The sequence below is a fragment of the Fibrella rubiginis genome (genome assembly GCF_017353185.1).
GTDB lineage: Bacteria > Bacteroidota > Bacteroidia > Cytophagales > Spirosomataceae > Fibrella > Fibrella rubiginis.
Map to the genome: position 1 here is coordinate 199,607 of NZ_JAFMYV010000011.1, position 17,476 is coordinate 217,082.

The following is a 17,476-nucleotide window of genomic DNA, read 5'->3' on the forward strand; positions in this document are numbered from 1 at the left end:
CCGCCAACCGGCCACAAATCATGAACATTGAACAAGTACGCGAGCAACTGCACCTGCTCATCGACGAAGTAGACGATCTCTACGTCCTGAATGGCCTCTACCGCAACCTTTCTTCAGACAAACGCCAACGCGAACAGTACGAGAAAGAGAAGGCAAAGAAAGCGGAAAAGGCCAGTGGCAATAGGCAGTAGCGGTAAGCATTGGCTGAGGCCGAGAATACATCAGCCACTGCTTACTGCCACTAGCCTTTTTCTTCAATTTCCCGAACTAGCTGGTCGTACCAGGCTTGGCCGTAGGCACGGACGAGGGCGTTGCTGACGAATTTGTAGACCGGCACGCCAAGCTGTTTGCCAAAACCACAGGCAGGGCTGCAAATTGGCCAACGGTCGTAGTTCAGGGCGTGGTATTGCTCGTATTTGGTAACGCGGATGGGGTACAAATGGCATGAAATAGGCTTTTTCCAATCGATTTTGCCATCGTTGTAGGCCGCTTCGATGCCACATTTCAGAATATTCTTTTCGTCGTAGATAGCGTAGACGCACTCGCGGCCACCTACCGTAGTCGTCACGTAATCGCCGTCGCCTTCGGCGTCAATATCCTGTTCATACAGGCCTTGTGCTTCGATGGCCGCAATACCTGCCGCCGACAGATAAGGCTTCACAGCCGGGTATATTTCTTCCAGTTTTGCCAGTTCGTCACGCTCCAGTGGAGCACCGGCGTCACCCTCTACGCAGCAGGCCCCTTTGCACTTATCGAGGTTGCAGACAAAAAATTGTTCGGCGATGTCATCGCTGATGACGGTATTGTCGATGAGAATCATAGTCTTTCTACCAAAACCAGTTTACTGACTTACGCGCAGTTTCTGGCCTTCTTTTACGCCCATGTCGTGCAATTTGTTCCATTCCATCAGTTGCTCAACGGTTACCTCATACTGCTTCGATACCCGATACAACGTTTCACCCTTGACAACTGTGTGGTAAGTAGGTCCGCTACCGTTAGCAGGGGTCGATACTGCCTGTGGTGCCGGGGTCGGCTCGTCGGGTTGCCCGGCCGCTACCACCGGTTTCGACGTAGTGGGCTGGCCTGTGGGATACCCGATTGGCACGTTTGGCACCGTCAGCTTTTGCCCAACAGCCAGCTTGTCGTCCAGCGTTAACGCATTCGCTTCCAGCAGGTCCTCTACCCGAACACCATAGTACCGCGACAAGCTGTAGAACGTCTGCCCTGCTTCAACGGTATGGCTCACAGACCGGCTATTGCCGGGACTGGCAACTGTGCGGCTGCCGGGCGTGGTTGACCGGGGGGCCTCTGTCCGGGGAGCAGTGGCCGTACGGCTGTTGGGCACATTGTCGGCGGGGGTGGCCGGGCGGGTCATGGGCGGCAACGGATTAGGGTCGGTATAGGGCTGGTTGCGCATGGGCGTCTCCTGCCCTTTTTTCGTTACCGGGGGCTGTTCTTCGCCCATGTCTACCGTCCTGCGTCCCGACGCCGACCGCTTGCCAGGCTGACTGGCCGTAGGATCAGGCGTAGTAGGATAGGTAGTGGTGGCAGTGGCTACCGGGCGGGTCATGGGCGGCAGCGGATCGGGGTCATTACGTTGCTGATTGCGTGCTACTACCTCACGGCCACCGGTTCCTGAACGGGCGGGGGTGGTATGCTGACGTTCCGGTTCGCCCTCGGCCCGAACTATTATAGTACGTTGTGGCGAGCCGGCATCGCGTGGGATAGGCGTAGTAGCGGTCATGTCGGGAGCAGGCACCGTAACGGACGGTGTTGGGCTTGGCGCAGGTACGTTTACGGGCGGGGTATTGGCGGCCGCAGGATTGCCGGCTGGGCGGGTCATTGGCGGCAATGGGCTGGGGTCGTTACGTTGCTGGTTTTGCTTAGCTGGCGTCAGCTCAGCGTCGGGCGTGGCGCTGCCCACCAGTTTGGGCTGGTACCGTTTCCGTTCCGACGCATTGCGCGGAATGTTGTTAATGGCCGTGCGGGCGTCGCCGGCGCTTTTATCTACCACGGGGCGGTTGCTGGGTGTGGCGGGCGACGGATCATACACCGGCGGCGTTGGCGCGTTGATCACCTCAACGGGTGTTTTGCTAGGACGTTTTTCGCGTAACCAGAGCACCCGGCCTACCTGCAGTTTCTGCACCCGGTCCATCCGGTTGTAGCGCACCAGCTTTTTCAGCCGTATGCCATACCGTTGCGAAATACTCCGCATACTCTCGTCGGGGCGGGCCGTGTGGAAAGGAACCAAGGCTTTTTTGCGCTTTTTGGCCAGGTAATACACCTCGCCCGGCACCAGCAGATCGCGCTCGCTCAACTCATTGAACCGTAAAAAGCTGGACAGGCTGATCTTCGATTTCCGGGCCAACGATGCCGAATTATCATTGGCCTGTGCCTGCACGCCCGGCAAGCCGTTTATCTCATACAAGATAGGCTCATTGTCTGATTTGGTCGCCATTGTCACCTGTTTCAGCACAGGAAAACCAATGTCATCGGTGGGGATATTCTTGAGTTTGGTGTCGGTAGTAGCTACTATCCGCTGCCGAACGTCGTTGATCTGGCCATTTGGAATAGGTACAGTCAGAATATAGGCTTTGTCGACGGGGACCTGATCAGTAAGTAGCCAGCGGTTATAGCTGCGAATGTCGGCAACGGGGATGTTCAATTCAGTGGCAATGTCATTCACGTTCTTACCACCGCCACCGGGGTACTCTACCAGCGCAAAAGGCAGGCTGGGCTGGTAGGTTTTCACGGCATGTTCAATGGCCAGTTTGTGGGCAAAAAAGCGCAGCACATAGCGGTCAGTACTACCGCTGAGGGTGATGTCTTTGGCACTGGCCCAGTCGGGTGAAATAATCTTGCTAATACCACCCGTACCTAAATAAAACGAAAACAGGGCCGACACCCAGTTGCTATACATCCCGTTGCTGCGGCGCAGGTAACGGGCAGCGGCGTGGGTCGAGGACAGAATGTGCTTCCGCTCATCGACCTGATCGTTTACCGTCAGCCCATAGTCATTAGCCGTTTCGCGCTTAAACTGCCAAAAGCCCACCGCCTGCGACGACGAAACGGCATCGGGCGTGAGCGAGCTTTCCTGCATGGCCAGGTATTTGAAATCGGTGGGCATCTGGTCGGTGAGCAGCGCGTTTTCCATCAACGGAAAATACAACAGTGCCCGATCCAGTTTGGCGTACCAGTAACCGCGGTTGGCCATCAGCGAGTTAACATCCTGTTGAATCAGGCGGCGGGCATCGTCGTCGAAACGAACGGTTAAATCGGCAAAAGTAACCTGATCGGGCACCGTAGGGCGGTCGACAACGGGCGCAGGCTGGGCCATGGCCAGCAAACTTACCAGACTAAACAGCAGGGTGAACAGACGTTTCATAGAGTAGGGTTAGCGTTTTCGGGCAATCATAATCCCGTCTCGAACGGGTAATAATATATTTTCGACGCGTGGATCGTCGTGAATTTTCTGGTTAAAGGCCATTACCGCCTGCGTAACGGGATCGCCTGCCTGTGTAGGGTCAATTACTTTACCGCTCCAAAGCACGTTGTCGGCCATGATAAAGCCACCAGAACGAACGTGGTCAAAAATCATGTCGTAGTAAAGCGCGTAGTTTTCTTTGTCGGCATCAATAAACACCAGATCAAACACCTCATCAGTTAGGGTTTTGATTACGTCTGGCGCATTTCCTACCCGAAGATCAATCTGGTGTGCATAAGGCGACTCAGCCCAGTACTGTCGGGCCATTGTTTCCAGTTCCTCGTTCTTATCGATGGTGATCAGCCGCCCATCGGGGGTCAGTCCTTCGGCCAGACAAAGCGCCGAATAGCCGGTATAGGTGCCAATTTCAAGAATGCGCCGGGGCCGTACCATCTGCGAAATGAAAGCCAGCAGTCGCCCCTGCACATGGCCCGACAGCATTCGGGGCCACAGCACGTGCGCATGTGTATCGCGGTTAAGACGACGAAGCGTATCCGATTCTGACGTCGTGTGGACGTCGGCATAGGCAGCTAAGTCGGCAGGAAGAAAATCCATGAAAGGTGCCTGGCGGTGGTGATAGAAGTAAAAGTACGTCTTTATAAGAAAACGATGGGCTTCTGTTTAGCGTATGAACCGCCAAACCACAGGGCCTGGTAATGCGATGCAAGCCTGCATTATTTTGAAGCAATCTAAATAATGCGTACCTTCGAACTGCTTTACCAACGAACAGTATGGATCTTTTCACCGACGTTGACACTACCCAATCGGGACCTGCCTTGTTTATGGCACTGCCGGTCATTAATCGCACTGCGCTGACAAACGCGCCAGGTTGCCTGCTCAAGACCTGCTGTAAGAAGTACAAAAAGGGTAAGCGATGCAAAAGCTGCCCAAAAAAATAAGCAGCGGGTGAGTTACCTGCCCAGCGCAAAATGCTGACCCATGCAACTACCCACTGCCCGCTATTTATTTCCCTGACGCTACCGCCAACTGTTTAACCGGCATCATCTGCTTGGCTGCTGCCGAATCGTAGTGCTTGGCCAGGCAATGATAAAGCACCAGTTCATACACCCGCTGTTTCGACGGAAACAGCCGGTTTACAATCATGTGAATCAGGCTGCTAGCAATACCAAACAGCTTGTCTGTCCCAGCCAGTGCTGTAGCCACCTGCTGAAGCACGTCGGCCTGTTGCTTCTCCCACTGCCAGATGCCCTCAGCAGGCTCAAAGTCGGGCATGAGGGCCTCATTAATCAAAGGGCGGTAGAACCGATATTTGTCATTGAGCTGATGACGTAACGATGATTCGCCGCCGAACTCCTCGAAAAATTGCTCTTTTAATTGGCTCAGCAACTGCCGGCATTCACCGATGGGTAGTTTTAAACCAGCCAGCAGCCGGTCAATCTTGGCAATGGCAACGGCAAACCGCATGTCTTCGTCGAATACACCGTCTGCCTGGGCCAGAAACGTCATAGTCGACAGGCTGTCGTAATGGAATAACGTCTCACAACGGTCAATCTGGTCCATGCCATACCGTTCCAGTTCTCGTTGATACGTATCAACCTGCACCCGGTTAACCACCCCCGACGTAACGGCCTTGTGAAATGCCTGTTCAACAGCCCGCACCACATACTGGTAAAATTCAACGTGGGGATTGCCCCGGAAGCGCAGGCGCAGGTGTGGATCAGTATCTTGATAGCGTATAAAGAAAAACGCCTGAATAATTTGTGTCTGTAGCAGTTGTTGCACTGTTGGATAAATAGATTGTGTCAGCAATTCGTCAGAGGCTTTCTCGCCAGTATAAATTTTCAGGTAGAACCATTCGCTACCTACCGAAAACCGGCGTTGAGGCAACTCTACATCGGGCTGCGTGATGCCAGGCAGCACCTGCGCTTTGTCATTATAGAACGGAATAACTACTTCATGAGCGTATGCCTCGCGCTGGTGCATGAGGGGGCAGTTCTCAGGCTGATTGAGTAACTCAACCAGTCGGATACGGTCATTTTTCTTAATTTCTTGAATCAACAGGTCAAGCGACGCAGGTACATGCATCGAAATCAATAATTCATTATCGGCCTGAGCCACCGCAAACTGATCGGGTACACCGGCAGCCGTCAGCTCGGCCACCAGTTTCAGCGGATTATCGGGCGTAAGGGTATTGCACTGAAGCTGCCAGGTGGCACGGCTGATGATCACCCGACGATACCGTACGCGGGGCAGGTAAGTTTGACGATGTAGTACACCCCAGTTCCAGGCTACGTTCAATTGGGCATCCTGCCGCTGCAGGTCACACAGAAACCGATAAATAGGTAGCCCCTGCGTAAAGTTGTGGGCCGTAGTAAGCCGGGGAATGACACGTTTATTGAGCCGCTTCGAACGGAGAATCACTTTGTTGTCATGCACCGACACCATCAGGTCGGAGAGTGGTATCTGAAATTCCGGATCTACCGACGCCTGGCCCAGATACGGAATCTCGTACTGATGAATCATGGGTCGGGTGAGAATGTTGCCAACTCTGTTCTCGGGTAGATGAACAATTTCAGCAATGATTACATCCGGGTGGTGAAGTTCTTCAGCCATAGCGCAAGCCCGAATGCGCTCGGCTAACTGGGCATTACCTTCGCCAAAACGACTGAGCAAATTCACCGCCGACGGCCCGCTACAGGCCATTAGGTTGAATTGAAAATCACCTTCATCAAGCGTTTTTTCTGATCGGGTCAGCACTGACCCAAACGCGTAGAAACTGTCGGGCAATGGCACGTCGTGGCTTTTCTGCTGCCGACGAATAAATGCCAAATCCTCGTCTGTCAGCACAATCTCCTGTTGCCGTGTCCGAAGCGCATCCGCATATTTATCCATTACCAGCGTCTGCCACCAATCCCAGGAGGTGGTCGTGGGCGCAGACGTAGTGCCAAACGTAAGATCATCGATAAGCGGTGCATAGCCAACTCCCTGCATGGAAGTATTGCCATAGCCTACGCCAAATTCACTATCGAGAGCCAGCGACAGGGGTATTTCTTCCTCTTCATAACGATTATCGAACCGCCGCTTAAACACATCGAGATCAGGATTAACGGCTGGCTGGTTGAGCACAAGCAGTTTTTCCAGATCGTGTTGCAACAGTCGCATGGCCGAATGGCCAATGGCCAGGTTAGGCATCTCGAAAAACGAGTCGACCTGTACCACGTCAGCCGTGGCTGCTTCAAGGTTTCGCGCTGAAAACCACTCCCGTGTTTGTGCGTATGCAACCAGACGATCAGGCTGTTGAAGGTAGCCAGCCAGATCGCGTAGGGCCTGAGTGGCTTCAGTGGCACCCGGCAGCGAAGAAATACGGTTGGTTAGCCGCTCCAGGTAGTTTATTCCCGTCACCGTGGGCTCGATGTCGAAACAAAGAATTTGACTATCGATGAGTTGCTCGACAAACGCTGTGGCTTCATCAAGCGGTACGTCTGTGATGAGTCCGGCTAATTCACCAATGGTAGCCCCGTGCTGAGCGGCTTCCAGCACCAGGTTCAGGTAATCATCGGTTTCTACGGCACTGATAAAATAATCCCGCTTGCCATTCCCGCGCTGTTGTTCTACATAGCGCAGTGCCGAACCAACAGGATAAAGTGACGAGTTTGGATGCAGGCTTAGCTGCGCCCGGATCGCGGGCTGATCGGTCAGCCATGTACAAATGGCTTGTAGGCAGTCTGTGTCAACACGTGTATGCGGTTGCAGCGCGGCGGTTGTTCCTGCCCGCAGTTGCGATTGATCGGCGAAGGTGCCCATTGCACATCCAGCGAAAAGGCCGTAGGGCGTTGGGCGACTACACATGCGTATCAGGTACTTGTGTAGAGTCGTCAGCAGCTTTTTCTGCTCCGGCAGCTGTTCCCCAGCTAGCCAGCACTTAAACCGTTCGTAGAGCGCAGGAGAGGCCGCGAAGAGCGCCTCCTGCGCCAGCGGGTCCTGATAATGTAGTCGGAGGGCGTCGTCGAGCGAACGGGTGGCTAAGTGGCTGTAGAACTGAGCCAGTTTTTGTAGCGAATACGTAGGGCGACGAAGAACGAAGAAGCTGCTTGATTGAATCATAACTGATAGTATTTATTTCTGGAAAATCAAATTTCCGAAATAACAAATACTATCTACCATTAAATCAATAAACTACCTCTACGGCCGGAAAATTTAATAACAAAAAAAATTTTCGTACGCGTCATCAACCGTAGATAGACACGTATCGTTCTAAACAAACTGCGAACTGTTCAAAAGAAAATGGCTCTGTCAAAAACGCGAAGGGCGGTAATGGCAAATGTTTGAACTGGTTCTGCGGGTACGGCGACGTTATGATAACGGCCGGATACTGACCGAGCACCTCCCAAAAGGGTTCCGGGATATATTCCGAAGGGTGAGTGAGGTGCATGAAGACTAAAGGATCTTCACCCTCCGAATACGCAACAGCCTGACTTTCAGTAAGCCAGCCTGTGCGTCGGAGGTAAGCAGCGAGTTGTTTTTGCGAAGCTGCCGTATAGTTGAGTAGATGGCAAGTTTGCAAGCTACTTGGTGCGTGTGATACCGAAAATAGTGTAAGTACGTCCGTTTCCTTTAGACGCATCCTGATTAACATTCAGACAAACAATACGTGATTTTTTCACGGTCAAACGGGTGTTGGCAGATGCTGATTGGTTTTTCATGGTCTTGATTGGTTAACTGTATAGTTGAAAGAAAACGAAATGGTTAGGGGATTAGGAATGTGCCTAATGACAGACAGTTCAAACTTAGCCCTTACCATAAACCTACTCAATTACTTTCGACCATCGGCTGGTACAATTTCGACCAATACCCCTATTTCATCGATGAATGAAAAACCTATATTGCTGATTTAGATCAGTAACCTTGCCAGTAAGACACCAGAGGCCCCCTATTAGAGCTGGATCATGATCTTTACACTGTAAAGAACTTCATTGGCAGAAACAGTCAGTTCATACCGGTCTGGATAGATAGAATCCAGCCTGCGCCGCACATTGGCCAGTCCTATGCCGCCGGCTCGCTTGATGGGGTCATTGGGTATCTGCCGTTTGGGGAAAACGCTATTTTCCACTACAAACACAAGTTGCTCGTTAACAATAGCCGCCTGTACACGTACAAAGGCCTTTTTTGATGCCCCCCTGACACCGTGCTTAAAAGCATTTTCAACAAATGCAATCAGTAAAAGCGGAGCGATCTGAAACGAATCTGCTCCCCCCGATTGGTTATAGTCGATGCTTACGCTCTGCCCAGACAGGCGGTTTCGTTCTAAATCCAGGTAGTTGCCAATGTAGGCGAGCTCTTTTGAAAGACAAATGAGAGGTTGGTTGGTCTCGTAAAGGTTGTAGCGCATTAATTCAGATAAGCGTAACAGCAAATCGGCTGCCTGCTCGTCGATATCGAATACACGTGCATAGATGCTATTGAGCGTATTAAACAGAAAATGCGGATTGACCTGTGATTTCAGAAAATCAAGCTCGAGCGCAAGCTTGTCTTTTTCGAGTTGAATAGTTCGGGTACGCAACGTGATCGAGTCGGTAATGGCTTTCACGGTGAGCAGTACGCTGGCAATGACGAAACTCCAGAAGAAATTCCAGAATACGGTGGCACCACTGGTAACGAATCCCCATGGGCCACCCCAGGATTCCAGCAGCTTCATGTAATCAGCTACGGTACTTGACCCGTCGCTACGGTGTAGCCAATATAGAAGCCAGTAATTACTTTGATAGATGACAACGTGCCAAAGCAATAGCCATAACAGAAACAGGCCAATACGCCGCTTATAGAGTGTTTCAGGAAAGATGTAGTAGGCAAATGCGTAGTATAATAGTATAGTTTGCGAGAGCAACACAATCGAAAGTGCCCACAAGATACCAGTATCGGCCCTGAAGAAATTACCGTAGTAAACATAGCGGATCACATAACCGCAGAGGCTCCATAGCATTAAACGACCAACCCAATACACGGTGGATGGACTGCTGCGCGGAAAAACGGAGCGAAGGCGTTCAAAAAGCCAATGGCGTTTCATCCTCAGATCATGTTCTTCTTCAACTCCTTCATGACGGCGTCGCGGTAGGTGACGCCAATCCCCAACTTACGACCGTCGAGCGTTGTGATCTGATTGCCATCAATTTCTTTTATGGCCTGACGCCGAACTATATACGACCGACTTACGCGCAGAAACTGCGTGGGTGGTAGCATATCTTCCAGCTTGGTCATGGTCATGTGTGTTACCAGCGTCCGAGTGGTCAGGTGAAGTTTCAGGTAATCTTTCATACCCTCGGCAAAGACAATATCTTCAGGTGCTACACGAATTAACTTTTTATCTTCCTTCACCAGAAAATACGGCACTTTCTCGCGGGGATCTACTGCCGCTTGAGGCTGAACGGGATTATTAGAAGTTGGGGGCTCGGCTCCAGCTCCGTCGGGCGCATAGCCGAGTCGCTTGGTGATGCGGTTAACAGCCTCAGTGAATTTATCAAAACCTACGGGCTTGAGCAAATAGTGTGTCACTGACTCAAAATTGTAGGTCTCTGCGGCAAATTGGGGCGATGCCGTTACCATAACCACCACGGGATGCGGCAGGGGCATAGTTTTCAAAAATGCCACCCCACTAAGGTCAGGCATTTCTACGTCGAGAAATAACACGTCGGGTTTGAGCGTCTGCACCTGCTCAAGCCCCTCAAACGGGTCGAGACTCTGACCCAGAAGTTTCAGATAAGGTACCCGGCCAATAAATTTAGATAAAATATGGTGGGCGGGTGGTTCATCGTCTACCAAATAGCAGGTAAGCGGCTCGTGCATGGCCAGTAGTAAAAACGGTTAATTATGGTGGCAACAGGGGTATTACAGGTCGTACAAAGATTCGTAAACTCCACGGAATTCATAGCTATTCAACCAGATACTTTGTCCTTTGGCTCTTGGACTACAATATAGGAACTTCAAGACCCTGGCCTGCGTCATCTCTTTATTATGCATTTGTATCTGCACATTCCGTTTTGTAAACAGGCCTGTCACTACTGCGATTTCCATTTCAGCACCAATCTAAGTCAGAAGCGCCCCTTGGTAGAGGCAATGGTCCGGGAGATCGAGCAACGACACGCCTACTTACCTACCAACAAATTACAGACCATTTATTTCGGTGGTGGTACGCCATCGCTACTTACTGAGGCAGAATTGGATTTATTGGTTAACAGCATTCACCAACACTTCACGCTTGTGGATGGCTTCAATGGACAACCGCCCGAAATAACACTGGAAGCCAACCCAGACGATCTTGCGGACCCAGTCCGCCTGGCCATGCTACGCCGTTACGCAAACAGACTGAGCATTGGTATTCAGACGTTTGACGAGTCAACGCTGCGCTGGATGAACCGCGCTCACAATGCCAACGAAGCAAAATTGGCCGTTTACCGCGCCCGCGAGGCTGGTTTTGATAACCTTAGTATTGACCTGATCTACGGTGTATCAGACAGCATATGGTCGCGCGATCTGGAGCAAGCTCTCACGCTGAATGTCCCGCATATTTCGGCCTACAACCTGACTATCGAACCCGATACGGCCTTCGGTCGGTGGTTGGCTAAAGGTAAACTTACAGCTGTAGATGAAAGCCTGTCGGCCAGACAGTTTACCCAACTGTCTTCTACATTGGTCGACGCAGGCTACGTTCATTACGAAATTTCGAATTTTGCGAAGCCAGACCAGTATGCCCAACACAACTCTGCCTACTGGCAACGGCGCCCTTACCTCGGCATAGGGCCTTCGGCTCACTCCTATGACGGTGTCAGCAGGCAACACAACGTAGCTAACAATAGCCTATATAGTAAAGGTATCAATACTGGAACCACTATTGCGGAACGCGAAATCCTCACCGCTGCCGATCAGGTAAATGAATACCTGCTCACAGGTTTGCGTACAATCTGGGGCTGTCGGCTAAGTGAGCTGGACGCCATGCTTGGCGAATCGTTTCTGAGCAAACAAGCGCCAACGATTAGTAAACTACAACAGACTGGCTGGCTGATCTGCGCCGAAAACGACCTTAAACTCACAGAATCGGGTAAACTCTTCGCCGACCGCGTGGCGAGTGAGTTATTCGTGGAGTAAGTTTGTGTACTATGCAGCCCGAAAAGCGCGTTAACCGGCTACGCACCCCGCCCCCACCCGACCCCCGGCCCAGCTCACCGATGCCGCCAACCAATCGCCCCAATTCTGGACGAACTACGTCGCCATCGTCGTCGCCACGCACGACTTCGTCGGGGCGGCCATCGGCAAAAAAATCGGCGATGAATATGCTCCTGCGAAAGCAATGGCAACAGGGACGGGCCTATGTTCGGCAGCACCCGTGGCTGAAAATGGTTTCGTTGCTGATTGCCCGCACAATTCTCGTATTGTTTCTAGGTTCTATTGCGTGGGTAGTGGCGCTCAAATACCTACCCGTCTGGTTCACGCCCCTCACCATCAGCCGCAAATGGGATACCATTGGTACTGACAATTCGAGCACGATTTATAAAACCTGGCGGCCCTTTGAGGAGATTAACAAAGAAGCCGCGCTGGCGGTGGTAGCTTCTGAAGATCAGCAATTTCCTTATCACTGGGGCTTTGATTTCGACGAAATTCAGGATGCCATTAAGGAAAACCAGACGCGCAAACGCCCGCGCGGTGCCAGCACCATTTCACAACAGGTGGCCAAAAACGTATTTCTCTGGACTGGCCGAAGCTACATCCGTAAAGGGCTCGAAGTGTATTTTACGGTATTGATTGAACTGATCTGGGGCAAAAAACGCATTCTGGAAGTGTACCTGAATGTGGCCGAAACCGGACCAATGACCTTTGGTATAGAGGCCGCCTCCGAGCGATTCTACGGCCACAGTGCCTACACGCTCAGCCGCGATGAAGCCGCTCGTATCGCCGCTGTTTTGCCCAACCCCAACCAATTCTCGATCCGACGTCCGTCTAGCTACATTCAGCGCCGTACCCGGCAGATTGCCCGGCAGATGCGGGCCTTAGGTGGACAAAAATATATTCGGAACTTGTGATTCAGTCGTAAGTCAACAGTGCTAGGCACACATTCAGCAGCAGGCTGGCTCGCCCTTCTGCGTACCTTTGCGCCATGAAGTCCCACCGTCCTGGCGATGCCAACTACGTTAAGCCCAAGAAACACCTGGGCCAGCATTTTTTGACTGACATGAGTGTGTCGGCCCGCATTGCCGGGCTGCTTAGTGGACATGGCGGCTACCGCAAAGTCCTGGAAATTGGCCCCGGAACGGGCGTTCTGACGCAATTTTTGCTTCAGAATGACCAGATAGACCTCGACGTGGTGGAGATTGATGCCGAATCGGTAGCATACCTGAAAAAAAATGTTCCTGCCCTCAGCGGGCATATCATTGAGGGTGATTTCCTGCAAATGGAATCAGCCCAGCTATATGGTGGTACCCAGGAGAAGTTTGCGGTAATTGGCAATTTCCCGTATAATATATCCAGTCAGATTTTCTTTAAAGTGCTCGAAATGCGTGATCGCGTGCCCGAAGTGGTGGGCATGTTACAGCGCGAAGTGGCCGAGCGCCTCGCCTCTGGTCCCGGCAGCCGTGACTATGGTATCCTGAGCGTTTTTCTACAAGCCTGGTATGATGTTACGTATGAATTTACGGTTGGCCCGGAGGTATTCAACCCGCCGCCGAAAGTGCATTCGGGGGTGATCCGGTGCCGCCGAAACGCGAAAACCGATTTAGGCTGTAACGAACGGGGATTCACGATGGTAGTGAAAGCCGGTTTCAATCAGCGCCGTAAAACACTGCGTAATGCGCTCAAACCCCTTGGTATAACCGAAGCTGCCGCCAACAGCCCATTTATGGACAAACGTGCCGAGCAACTATCCGTAACAGAATTTGTGACATTGACGCTCTTAATGGATCGCGGCTAGTCTAGTTTGTTGTTGCACCACTTCACCAGGTTAACCATCTTTGTCTGCTGAAAGTAGACACCAACTATTGGGAAAACACTACTACTACTAATTAATGGGCTTATTGAGATTTTTACTGGCCATCGCTGTATTAGCTGGACACAGTAGCAACAATTCTGCTTTTCAATTCATGACAGGCCAAACAGCAGTGCAAACGTTTTATATTATATCTGGCTTTTACATGTCATTAATTTTAAATGAAAAATATGTAAATCAACCTAATGCTTACTCGCTATTTTTAACAAATAGACTATTGCGATTATTTCCAATTTATTGGGTTGTCCTGTTGGGAGTAGCTTCATTCTCTGTTGCCTTTTCTTATATTTCGCATAGTCATTCTCGATTAGCTTTTGATGTATACTCGACGGTTAATTTTACACCATTCACATTTTGCTATCTGGTCATTACCAATCTTTTTTTGCTGGGTCAGGACGCTGTAATGTTCATGGGGATAAACCCGGAAACAGGCACATTTTTTTTTACCTCTGACTTTTGGCAGACAAAGCCTGAGCTTCATCATTTTTTGCTCATACCTCAAGCCTGGACGCTGGCTCTTGAGTTGCTTTTCTATTTCGTCGCGCCTCTCCTTGTACGCCGAAGCACTCGAATAATAATTTTATTCATTGTTTTATCTTTAGTTATTAGAATATTTTTATACAATCAATTGTCGCTTACCAAAGACCCTTGGACATACCGTTTTTTTCCAAGTGAAATTATGTTCTTTTTACTGGGTACACTAGCTTACAAATCCTACAGGCAAATTCGCCATAAATTGCTGCCTGTGTATATTCAAATAGCTATTTTTTGTATCGTTATTTTAACTACAGTTTTTTACGGCCTGTTACCTTCAGGCAAATTGACTGTCATGCCTTTTTCCTATAGAGAGATTGTATATTTCTCCTTGATTTTTGTTTCTCTTCCTTATTTATTTAAGATCTCCAATCAATACAGTTTTGATAATCAGATCGGCGAGTTATCCTATCCAATTTACATTTCGCATATGTTTGTTATCTTATTCGTTCAAAAGGCTATGACGCCTTTTTTTAATCAGGAATGGTTTGTTGCCTTGGTTACCATTATATTTTCTTACTTTTTAAACCGGTTTGTTGCGGCGCCCATCGAAAAGTTTCGGCAACGCCGTGTTAGGCAACCGGTGGCAGCGTAACGGAACAGGGACCGCTAAACAGGCGTTACAACTCCAGGCTTCTGTATACCAGCTCCAGCCCAACCACCGTACGGCATCTACCTGTTCCTCGCTATGACTTTTGAGCTAACTAAAGATTATCTCGACCGGATTCAGACGGCTATTGACATAGGCGACGAACAGACGCTTCGCGCCGAGATGGATGAATTATATCCGGCTGACATATCGGGGATTCTTTACGAGCTTGAAACAGACTCAGCGCGGTATCTGCTTAGCCTGCTCGACCGGGGCGTGGGTGCCGAAATTCTGGCTAATCTGGATGAGTCGGACCGGGGCAAATTCATTGCGTCTTTTACCTCTAAAGATCTCGCTCCGTTTGTCGATCAGATGGATTCTGATGATGCCGTGGATTTGCTCAATGAACAGTCCATTCAGGTGCGCGAAGAAGTGATTGGCCTGCTGGAAGACCGTGAACAAGCCCGTTTTATTCTCGACCTGTTGCATTACGACGAAGACGTGGCGGGTGGCCTGATGCAGAAGGAGTTGGTGAAGATTAATGTCAACACCAACGTTAACCAATGCATTGAAGAAATTCGGCAGCAAGCCGAAAACGTGGAGAAAGTTTACGCCGTGTACGTGGTTGACGAGGCGGGGAAGTTGCTGGGGTTTGTATCGCTGAAGAAGATCGTGCTGGCCCGGAAATATGCCAAGATCGCCGACATCTATGAAGACGACGTGGTGTCGGTAGAGACGTACCGCCCCGTAACGGAAGTGGCCGAAATTATGCGCAAATACGACCTCGACGCTGTACCGGTAGTTAATGTGCAAGGCCGGTTGTTGGGCCGTATTACCATTGACGACGTGGTGGACGTGATCACCGAGCAGGCCGAAGACGATTTGCAGGCCATTTCGGGTCTGTCTGGCGAGGTTGAGGAAGATGACACGATCTGGGTGCGCGCCAAAGCACAGCTTCCCTGGCTTATTGCCGGGGCTATGGGCAGCCTGATGGCGGCCACGGTAATCAACGGTTTTCAGCATGAGCTGAGCAAGGTGGCCGCCCTTGCCGCGTTCATTCCCATTATTGGCTCAACAGGCGGTAACGTAGGTATCCAAACGGCCTCACTCATTGTGCAGAGCCTGGCCGATACCTCCGGCCTGACCGCCACGCTGGGACAACGGCTGCTTCGCACGCTGGTGCTGGCCCTGCTCAACGGGGCAGTGGTAGGTCTCATAGCGGGTTGCTACACCCTGCTCATCGGCGAACCTCGCCTGTTTCCGGTTGTGGGCCTCTCGCTGTTGGCAGTGGTTATGCTGGCCTCATTTATGGGCACGGTCACGCCCTTGTTGCTCAGCAAAATAGGTATTAACCCGGCGGTAGCATCGGGGCCATTTATTACCACTGCCAATGACCTCATTGGCATTGGCGTTTATTTTCTCATTGCCGATTTTTTGCTGGCTGAGTTATAGAGGGAGTCAGCTAGGCAGTGCGACGATGGTGTGCTTCTTCGCCAAGTGGCGCTAAACCTATGATCGCGCAACGTCTCAACCACCCTTTCAAAAGCCAGGATGTCCACCCTGCGCTGTACGGATGAGGTAATGATCAGTGAGAATAAACCTTATCAGTTCGACGCACGGTTATTCAGGCAGTAGCTTTGCTGCCTATCTAACTCACTCACGTGCCCATTTCCATCCGCGTTACCAATTCGTTGCAACACGGCCCCGTCGAAGGGTTTCAGGTTGGGTATTCGCGATTGCCGTGGCCGAAGCCCATTCCAGTCTGGACGTACTATGTGGATGGCCTGCTGATCGACACAGGGTCGCGACACATGCAGCGCGAGATGTTAACCCACTATGCCCAACACCCGATTGAGCAAATTGCGCTGACGCACTTCCACGAAGATCATGCTGCCAATGCTGCCGCTCTGGCCCGGCAACATAAATGCCCGGTATGGTGCGGGCCGCTGACGGCTCAACTCATTACAAAGTCGTATCATCTGCTGCCCTACGAACACTACTGGTTTGGCCCCATTGAGGCTTGTTCTGCTGCCGTGGGCATCGACGTGCGGCCCACGTTTCCAGTCCCGCTTGAGACGGAACGCTATCGCTTTATACCTATCTCTACGCTGGGGCACTCAGACGATCATCATGTGTTGCTCGAACCTAATGAAGGTTGGCTATTCTCGGGCGATTTCTATGTGGGCAACCTGCGCGTATTCCGGCGGGGCGAAAACATTTATCAGCAGATCGAAGCCGCCCGGCAGGTGTTAACCCTCGATTTCGACACGCTCTTTTGCGGCCATAGACCCACGCTTACCAACGGCAAAGCAGCCGTTCGGCGTAAGATGGACTACCTGCAAGGCATCGCGGATGAATCGCTCGACGGGCAACGAAAGGGATTGTCTGAAAGAGCCATTGTGCGTCGTCTGAGGATGCGTGAAGACTGGTTTATGCGGGCATTCACCAGCAACGACGTAGCCGTAACCTACCTCATACGGTCGGCGTTGCATGATACGTTGACGTAACTGATATATTTGGCCCTGCATCAACCGCAATTCCATGCTCGTTACTACTACGTCAAATCTCGAAGGCAAACGTATTGTCAACTACATCGGCCTGGTTAATGGCGAGGCCATTATTGGCGCCAACCTGGTCAAGGATTTCTTCGCCGGTATCACCGACATCGTAGGCGGACGGGCCGGGGCTTATGAACAGGGGCTACGCGAGGCCAAAAGCATTGCTATTAAAGAAATGATTGATCAGGCCACGCGGCTGGGTGCCAATGCCATCATTGGCGTAGACCTTGATTATGAATCACTTAACGGTACTATGCTGATGGTTTCGGCCAACGGCACAGCAGTGGTCGTTGAGGGTTAGCGGACTTTCATAAAAGTCT

Annotated in this window: 15 protein-coding genes; 8 read left to right on the forward strand and 7 right to left on the reverse strand. The window is 51.2% G+C overall.

Features of this window, described 5'->3' with window-relative positions; all coding sequences use genetic code 11:
* The first annotated feature begins 20 nt into the window (after positions 1-20).
* Entirely contained in the window at positions 21-191 is a 171-nt protein-coding gene (locus J2I47_RS20455; RefSeq protein WP_207366465.1) for a hypothetical protein, read from the forward strand.
* 50 nt (positions 192-241) lie between these two features.
* On the opposite strand, the gene J2I47_RS20460 is transcribed toward J2I47_RS20455, so the two are convergent.
* The 7 genes from J2I47_RS20460 to J2I47_RS20490 form a co-directional block, all read right to left on the reverse strand.
* Complete coding sequence (locus J2I47_RS20460; RefSeq protein ID WP_207366466.1) at positions 242-820, reverse strand: DUF3109 family protein; 579 nt, start codon at positions 818-820, stop codon at positions 242-244.
* A gap of 21 nt (positions 821-841) precedes the next feature.
* The gene (locus J2I47_RS20465) at positions 842-3,385 is read right to left on the reverse strand and encodes a LysM peptidoglycan-binding domain-containing protein (RefSeq protein ID WP_207366467.1); all 2,544 of its coding nucleotides are present in this window, start codon (positions 3,383-3,385) and stop codon (positions 842-844) included.
* A gap of 9 nt (positions 3,386-3,394) precedes the next feature.
* Entirely contained in the window at positions 3,395-4,039 is a 645-nt protein-coding gene (locus tag J2I47_RS20470) for an O-methyltransferase (RefSeq protein ID WP_207366468.1), read from the reverse strand.
* A 408-nt stretch (positions 4,040-4,447) separates the two neighbouring features.
* The gene (locus J2I47_RS20475) at positions 4,448-7,549 is read right to left on the reverse strand and encodes a lantibiotic dehydratase (protein WP_207366469.1); all 3,102 of its coding nucleotides are present in this window, start codon (positions 7,547-7,549) and stop codon (positions 4,448-4,450) included.
* A gap of 461 nt (positions 7,550-8,010) precedes the next feature.
* Positions 8,011-8,148 (reverse strand): hypothetical protein, encoded by a 138-nt coding sequence (locus J2I47_RS20480; protein ID WP_207366470.1) that lies wholly within the window; start codon positions 8,146-8,148, stop codon positions 8,011-8,013.
* Between the two features lie 230 nt (positions 8,149-8,378).
* Entirely contained in the window at positions 8,379-9,509 is a 1,131-nt protein-coding gene (locus J2I47_RS20485; RefSeq protein ID WP_207366471.1) for a sensor histidine kinase, read from the reverse strand.
* Between the two features lie 2 nt (positions 9,510-9,511).
* On the reverse strand, positions 9,512-10,285 hold the full coding sequence (locus J2I47_RS20490; protein ID WP_207366472.1) for a LytR/AlgR family response regulator transcription factor: 774 nt from the start codon (positions 10,283-10,285) through the stop codon (positions 9,512-9,514).
* Between the two features lie 168 nt (positions 10,286-10,453).
* Between J2I47_RS20490 and hemW the strand changes: the two genes are divergently transcribed.
* The 7 genes from hemW to J2I47_RS20525 all read left to right on the forward strand — a co-directional run bounded on the left by hemW (position 10,454) and on the right by J2I47_RS20525 (position 17,457).
* Positions 10,454-11,584, forward strand: a complete 1,131-nt coding sequence (gene hemW / locus J2I47_RS20495; protein ID WP_207366473.1) for a radical SAM family heme chaperone HemW — start codon at positions 10,454-10,456, stop codon at positions 11,582-11,584.
* A gap of 11 nt (positions 11,585-11,595) precedes the next feature.
* Positions 11,596-12,516 carry a monofunctional biosynthetic peptidoglycan transglycosylase gene (gene mtgA / locus J2I47_RS20500; protein ID WP_207366474.1) on the forward strand — a complete coding sequence of 307 codons (921 nt, stop codon included), beginning with the start codon at positions 11,596-11,598 and terminating at the stop codon, positions 12,514-12,516.
* Between the two features lie 74 nt (positions 12,517-12,590).
* A complete protein-coding gene (gene rsmA, locus J2I47_RS20505; protein WP_207366475.1) occupies positions 12,591-13,400 on the forward strand; it encodes a 16S rRNA (adenine(1518)-N(6)/adenine(1519)-N(6))-dimethyltransferase RsmA in 810 nt (269 codons plus the stop codon).
* Positions 13,401-13,503: 103 nt separating this feature from the next.
* Positions 13,504-14,604, forward strand: coding sequence for an acyltransferase family protein (locus J2I47_RS20510; RefSeq protein ID WP_207366476.1), 1,101 nt, complete (start codon positions 13,504-13,506; stop codon positions 14,602-14,604).
* Between the two features lie 93 nt (positions 14,605-14,697).
* The gene (gene mgtE, locus J2I47_RS20515; RefSeq protein ID WP_207366477.1) at positions 14,698-16,050 is read left to right on the forward strand and encodes a magnesium transporter; all 1,353 of its coding nucleotides are present in this window, start codon (positions 14,698-14,700) and stop codon (positions 16,048-16,050) included.
* A gap of 209 nt (positions 16,051-16,259) precedes the next feature.
* Positions 16,260-17,105, forward strand: coding sequence for an MBL fold metallo-hydrolase (locus J2I47_RS20520; RefSeq protein WP_207366478.1), 846 nt, complete (start codon positions 16,260-16,262; stop codon positions 17,103-17,105).
* Between the two features lie 34 nt (positions 17,106-17,139).
* Positions 17,140-17,457: a YbjQ family protein gene (locus tag J2I47_RS20525; RefSeq protein ID WP_207366479.1), complete on the forward strand. Its 318-nt coding sequence runs from the start codon at positions 17,140-17,142 to the stop codon at positions 17,455-17,457.
* Positions 17,458-17,476 lie beyond the last annotated feature (19 nt).

Bases quoted from the DNA above. Each gene is read 5' to 3' on its own strand.
- J2I47_RS20525 (WP_207366479.1), top strand. From the start codon at position 17,140: ATGCTCGTTACTACTACGTCAAATCTCGAAGGCAAACGTATTGTCAAC.
- mgtE (WP_207366477.1), top strand. From the start codon at position 14,698: ATGACTTTTGAGCTAACTAAAGATTATCTCGACCGGATTCAGACGGCT.
- mtgA (WP_207366474.1), top strand. From the start codon at position 11,596: ATGCAGCCCGAAAAGCGCGTTAACCGGCTACGCACCCCGCCCCCACCC.
- rsmA (WP_207366475.1), top strand. From the start codon at position 12,591: ATGAAGTCCCACCGTCCTGGCGATGCCAACTACGTTAAGCCCAAGAAA.
- J2I47_RS20470 (WP_207366468.1), bottom strand. From the start codon at position 4,039: ATGGATTTTCTTCCTGCCGACTTAGCTGCCTATGCCGACGTCCACACG.
- J2I47_RS20465 (WP_207366467.1), bottom strand. From the start codon at position 3,385: ATGAAACGTCTGTTCACCCTGCTGTTTAGTCTGGTAAGTTTGCTGGCC.
- J2I47_RS20485 (WP_207366471.1), bottom strand. From the start codon at position 9,509: ATGAAACGCCATTGGCTTTTTGAACGCCTTCGCTCCGTTTTTCCGCGC.
- J2I47_RS20490 (WP_207366472.1), bottom strand. From the start codon at position 10,285: ATGCACGAGCCGCTTACCTGCTATTTGGTAGACGATGAACCACCCGCC.
- J2I47_RS20455 (WP_207366465.1), top strand. From the start codon at position 21: ATGAACATTGAACAAGTACGCGAGCAACTGCACCTGCTCATCGACGAA.
- J2I47_RS20460 (WP_207366466.1), bottom strand. From the start codon at position 820: ATGATTCTCATCGACAATACCGTCATCAGCGATGACATCGCCGAACAA.
- J2I47_RS20480 (WP_207366470.1), bottom strand. From the start codon at position 8,148: ATGAAAAACCAATCAGCATCTGCCAACACCCGTTTGACCGTGAAAAAA.
- hemW (WP_207366473.1), top strand. From the start codon at position 10,454: ATGCATTTGTATCTGCACATTCCGTTTTGTAAACAGGCCTGTCACTAC.
- J2I47_RS20475 (WP_207366469.1), bottom strand. From the start codon at position 7,549: ATGATTCAATCAAGCAGCTTCTTCGTTCTTCGTCGCCCTACGTATTCG.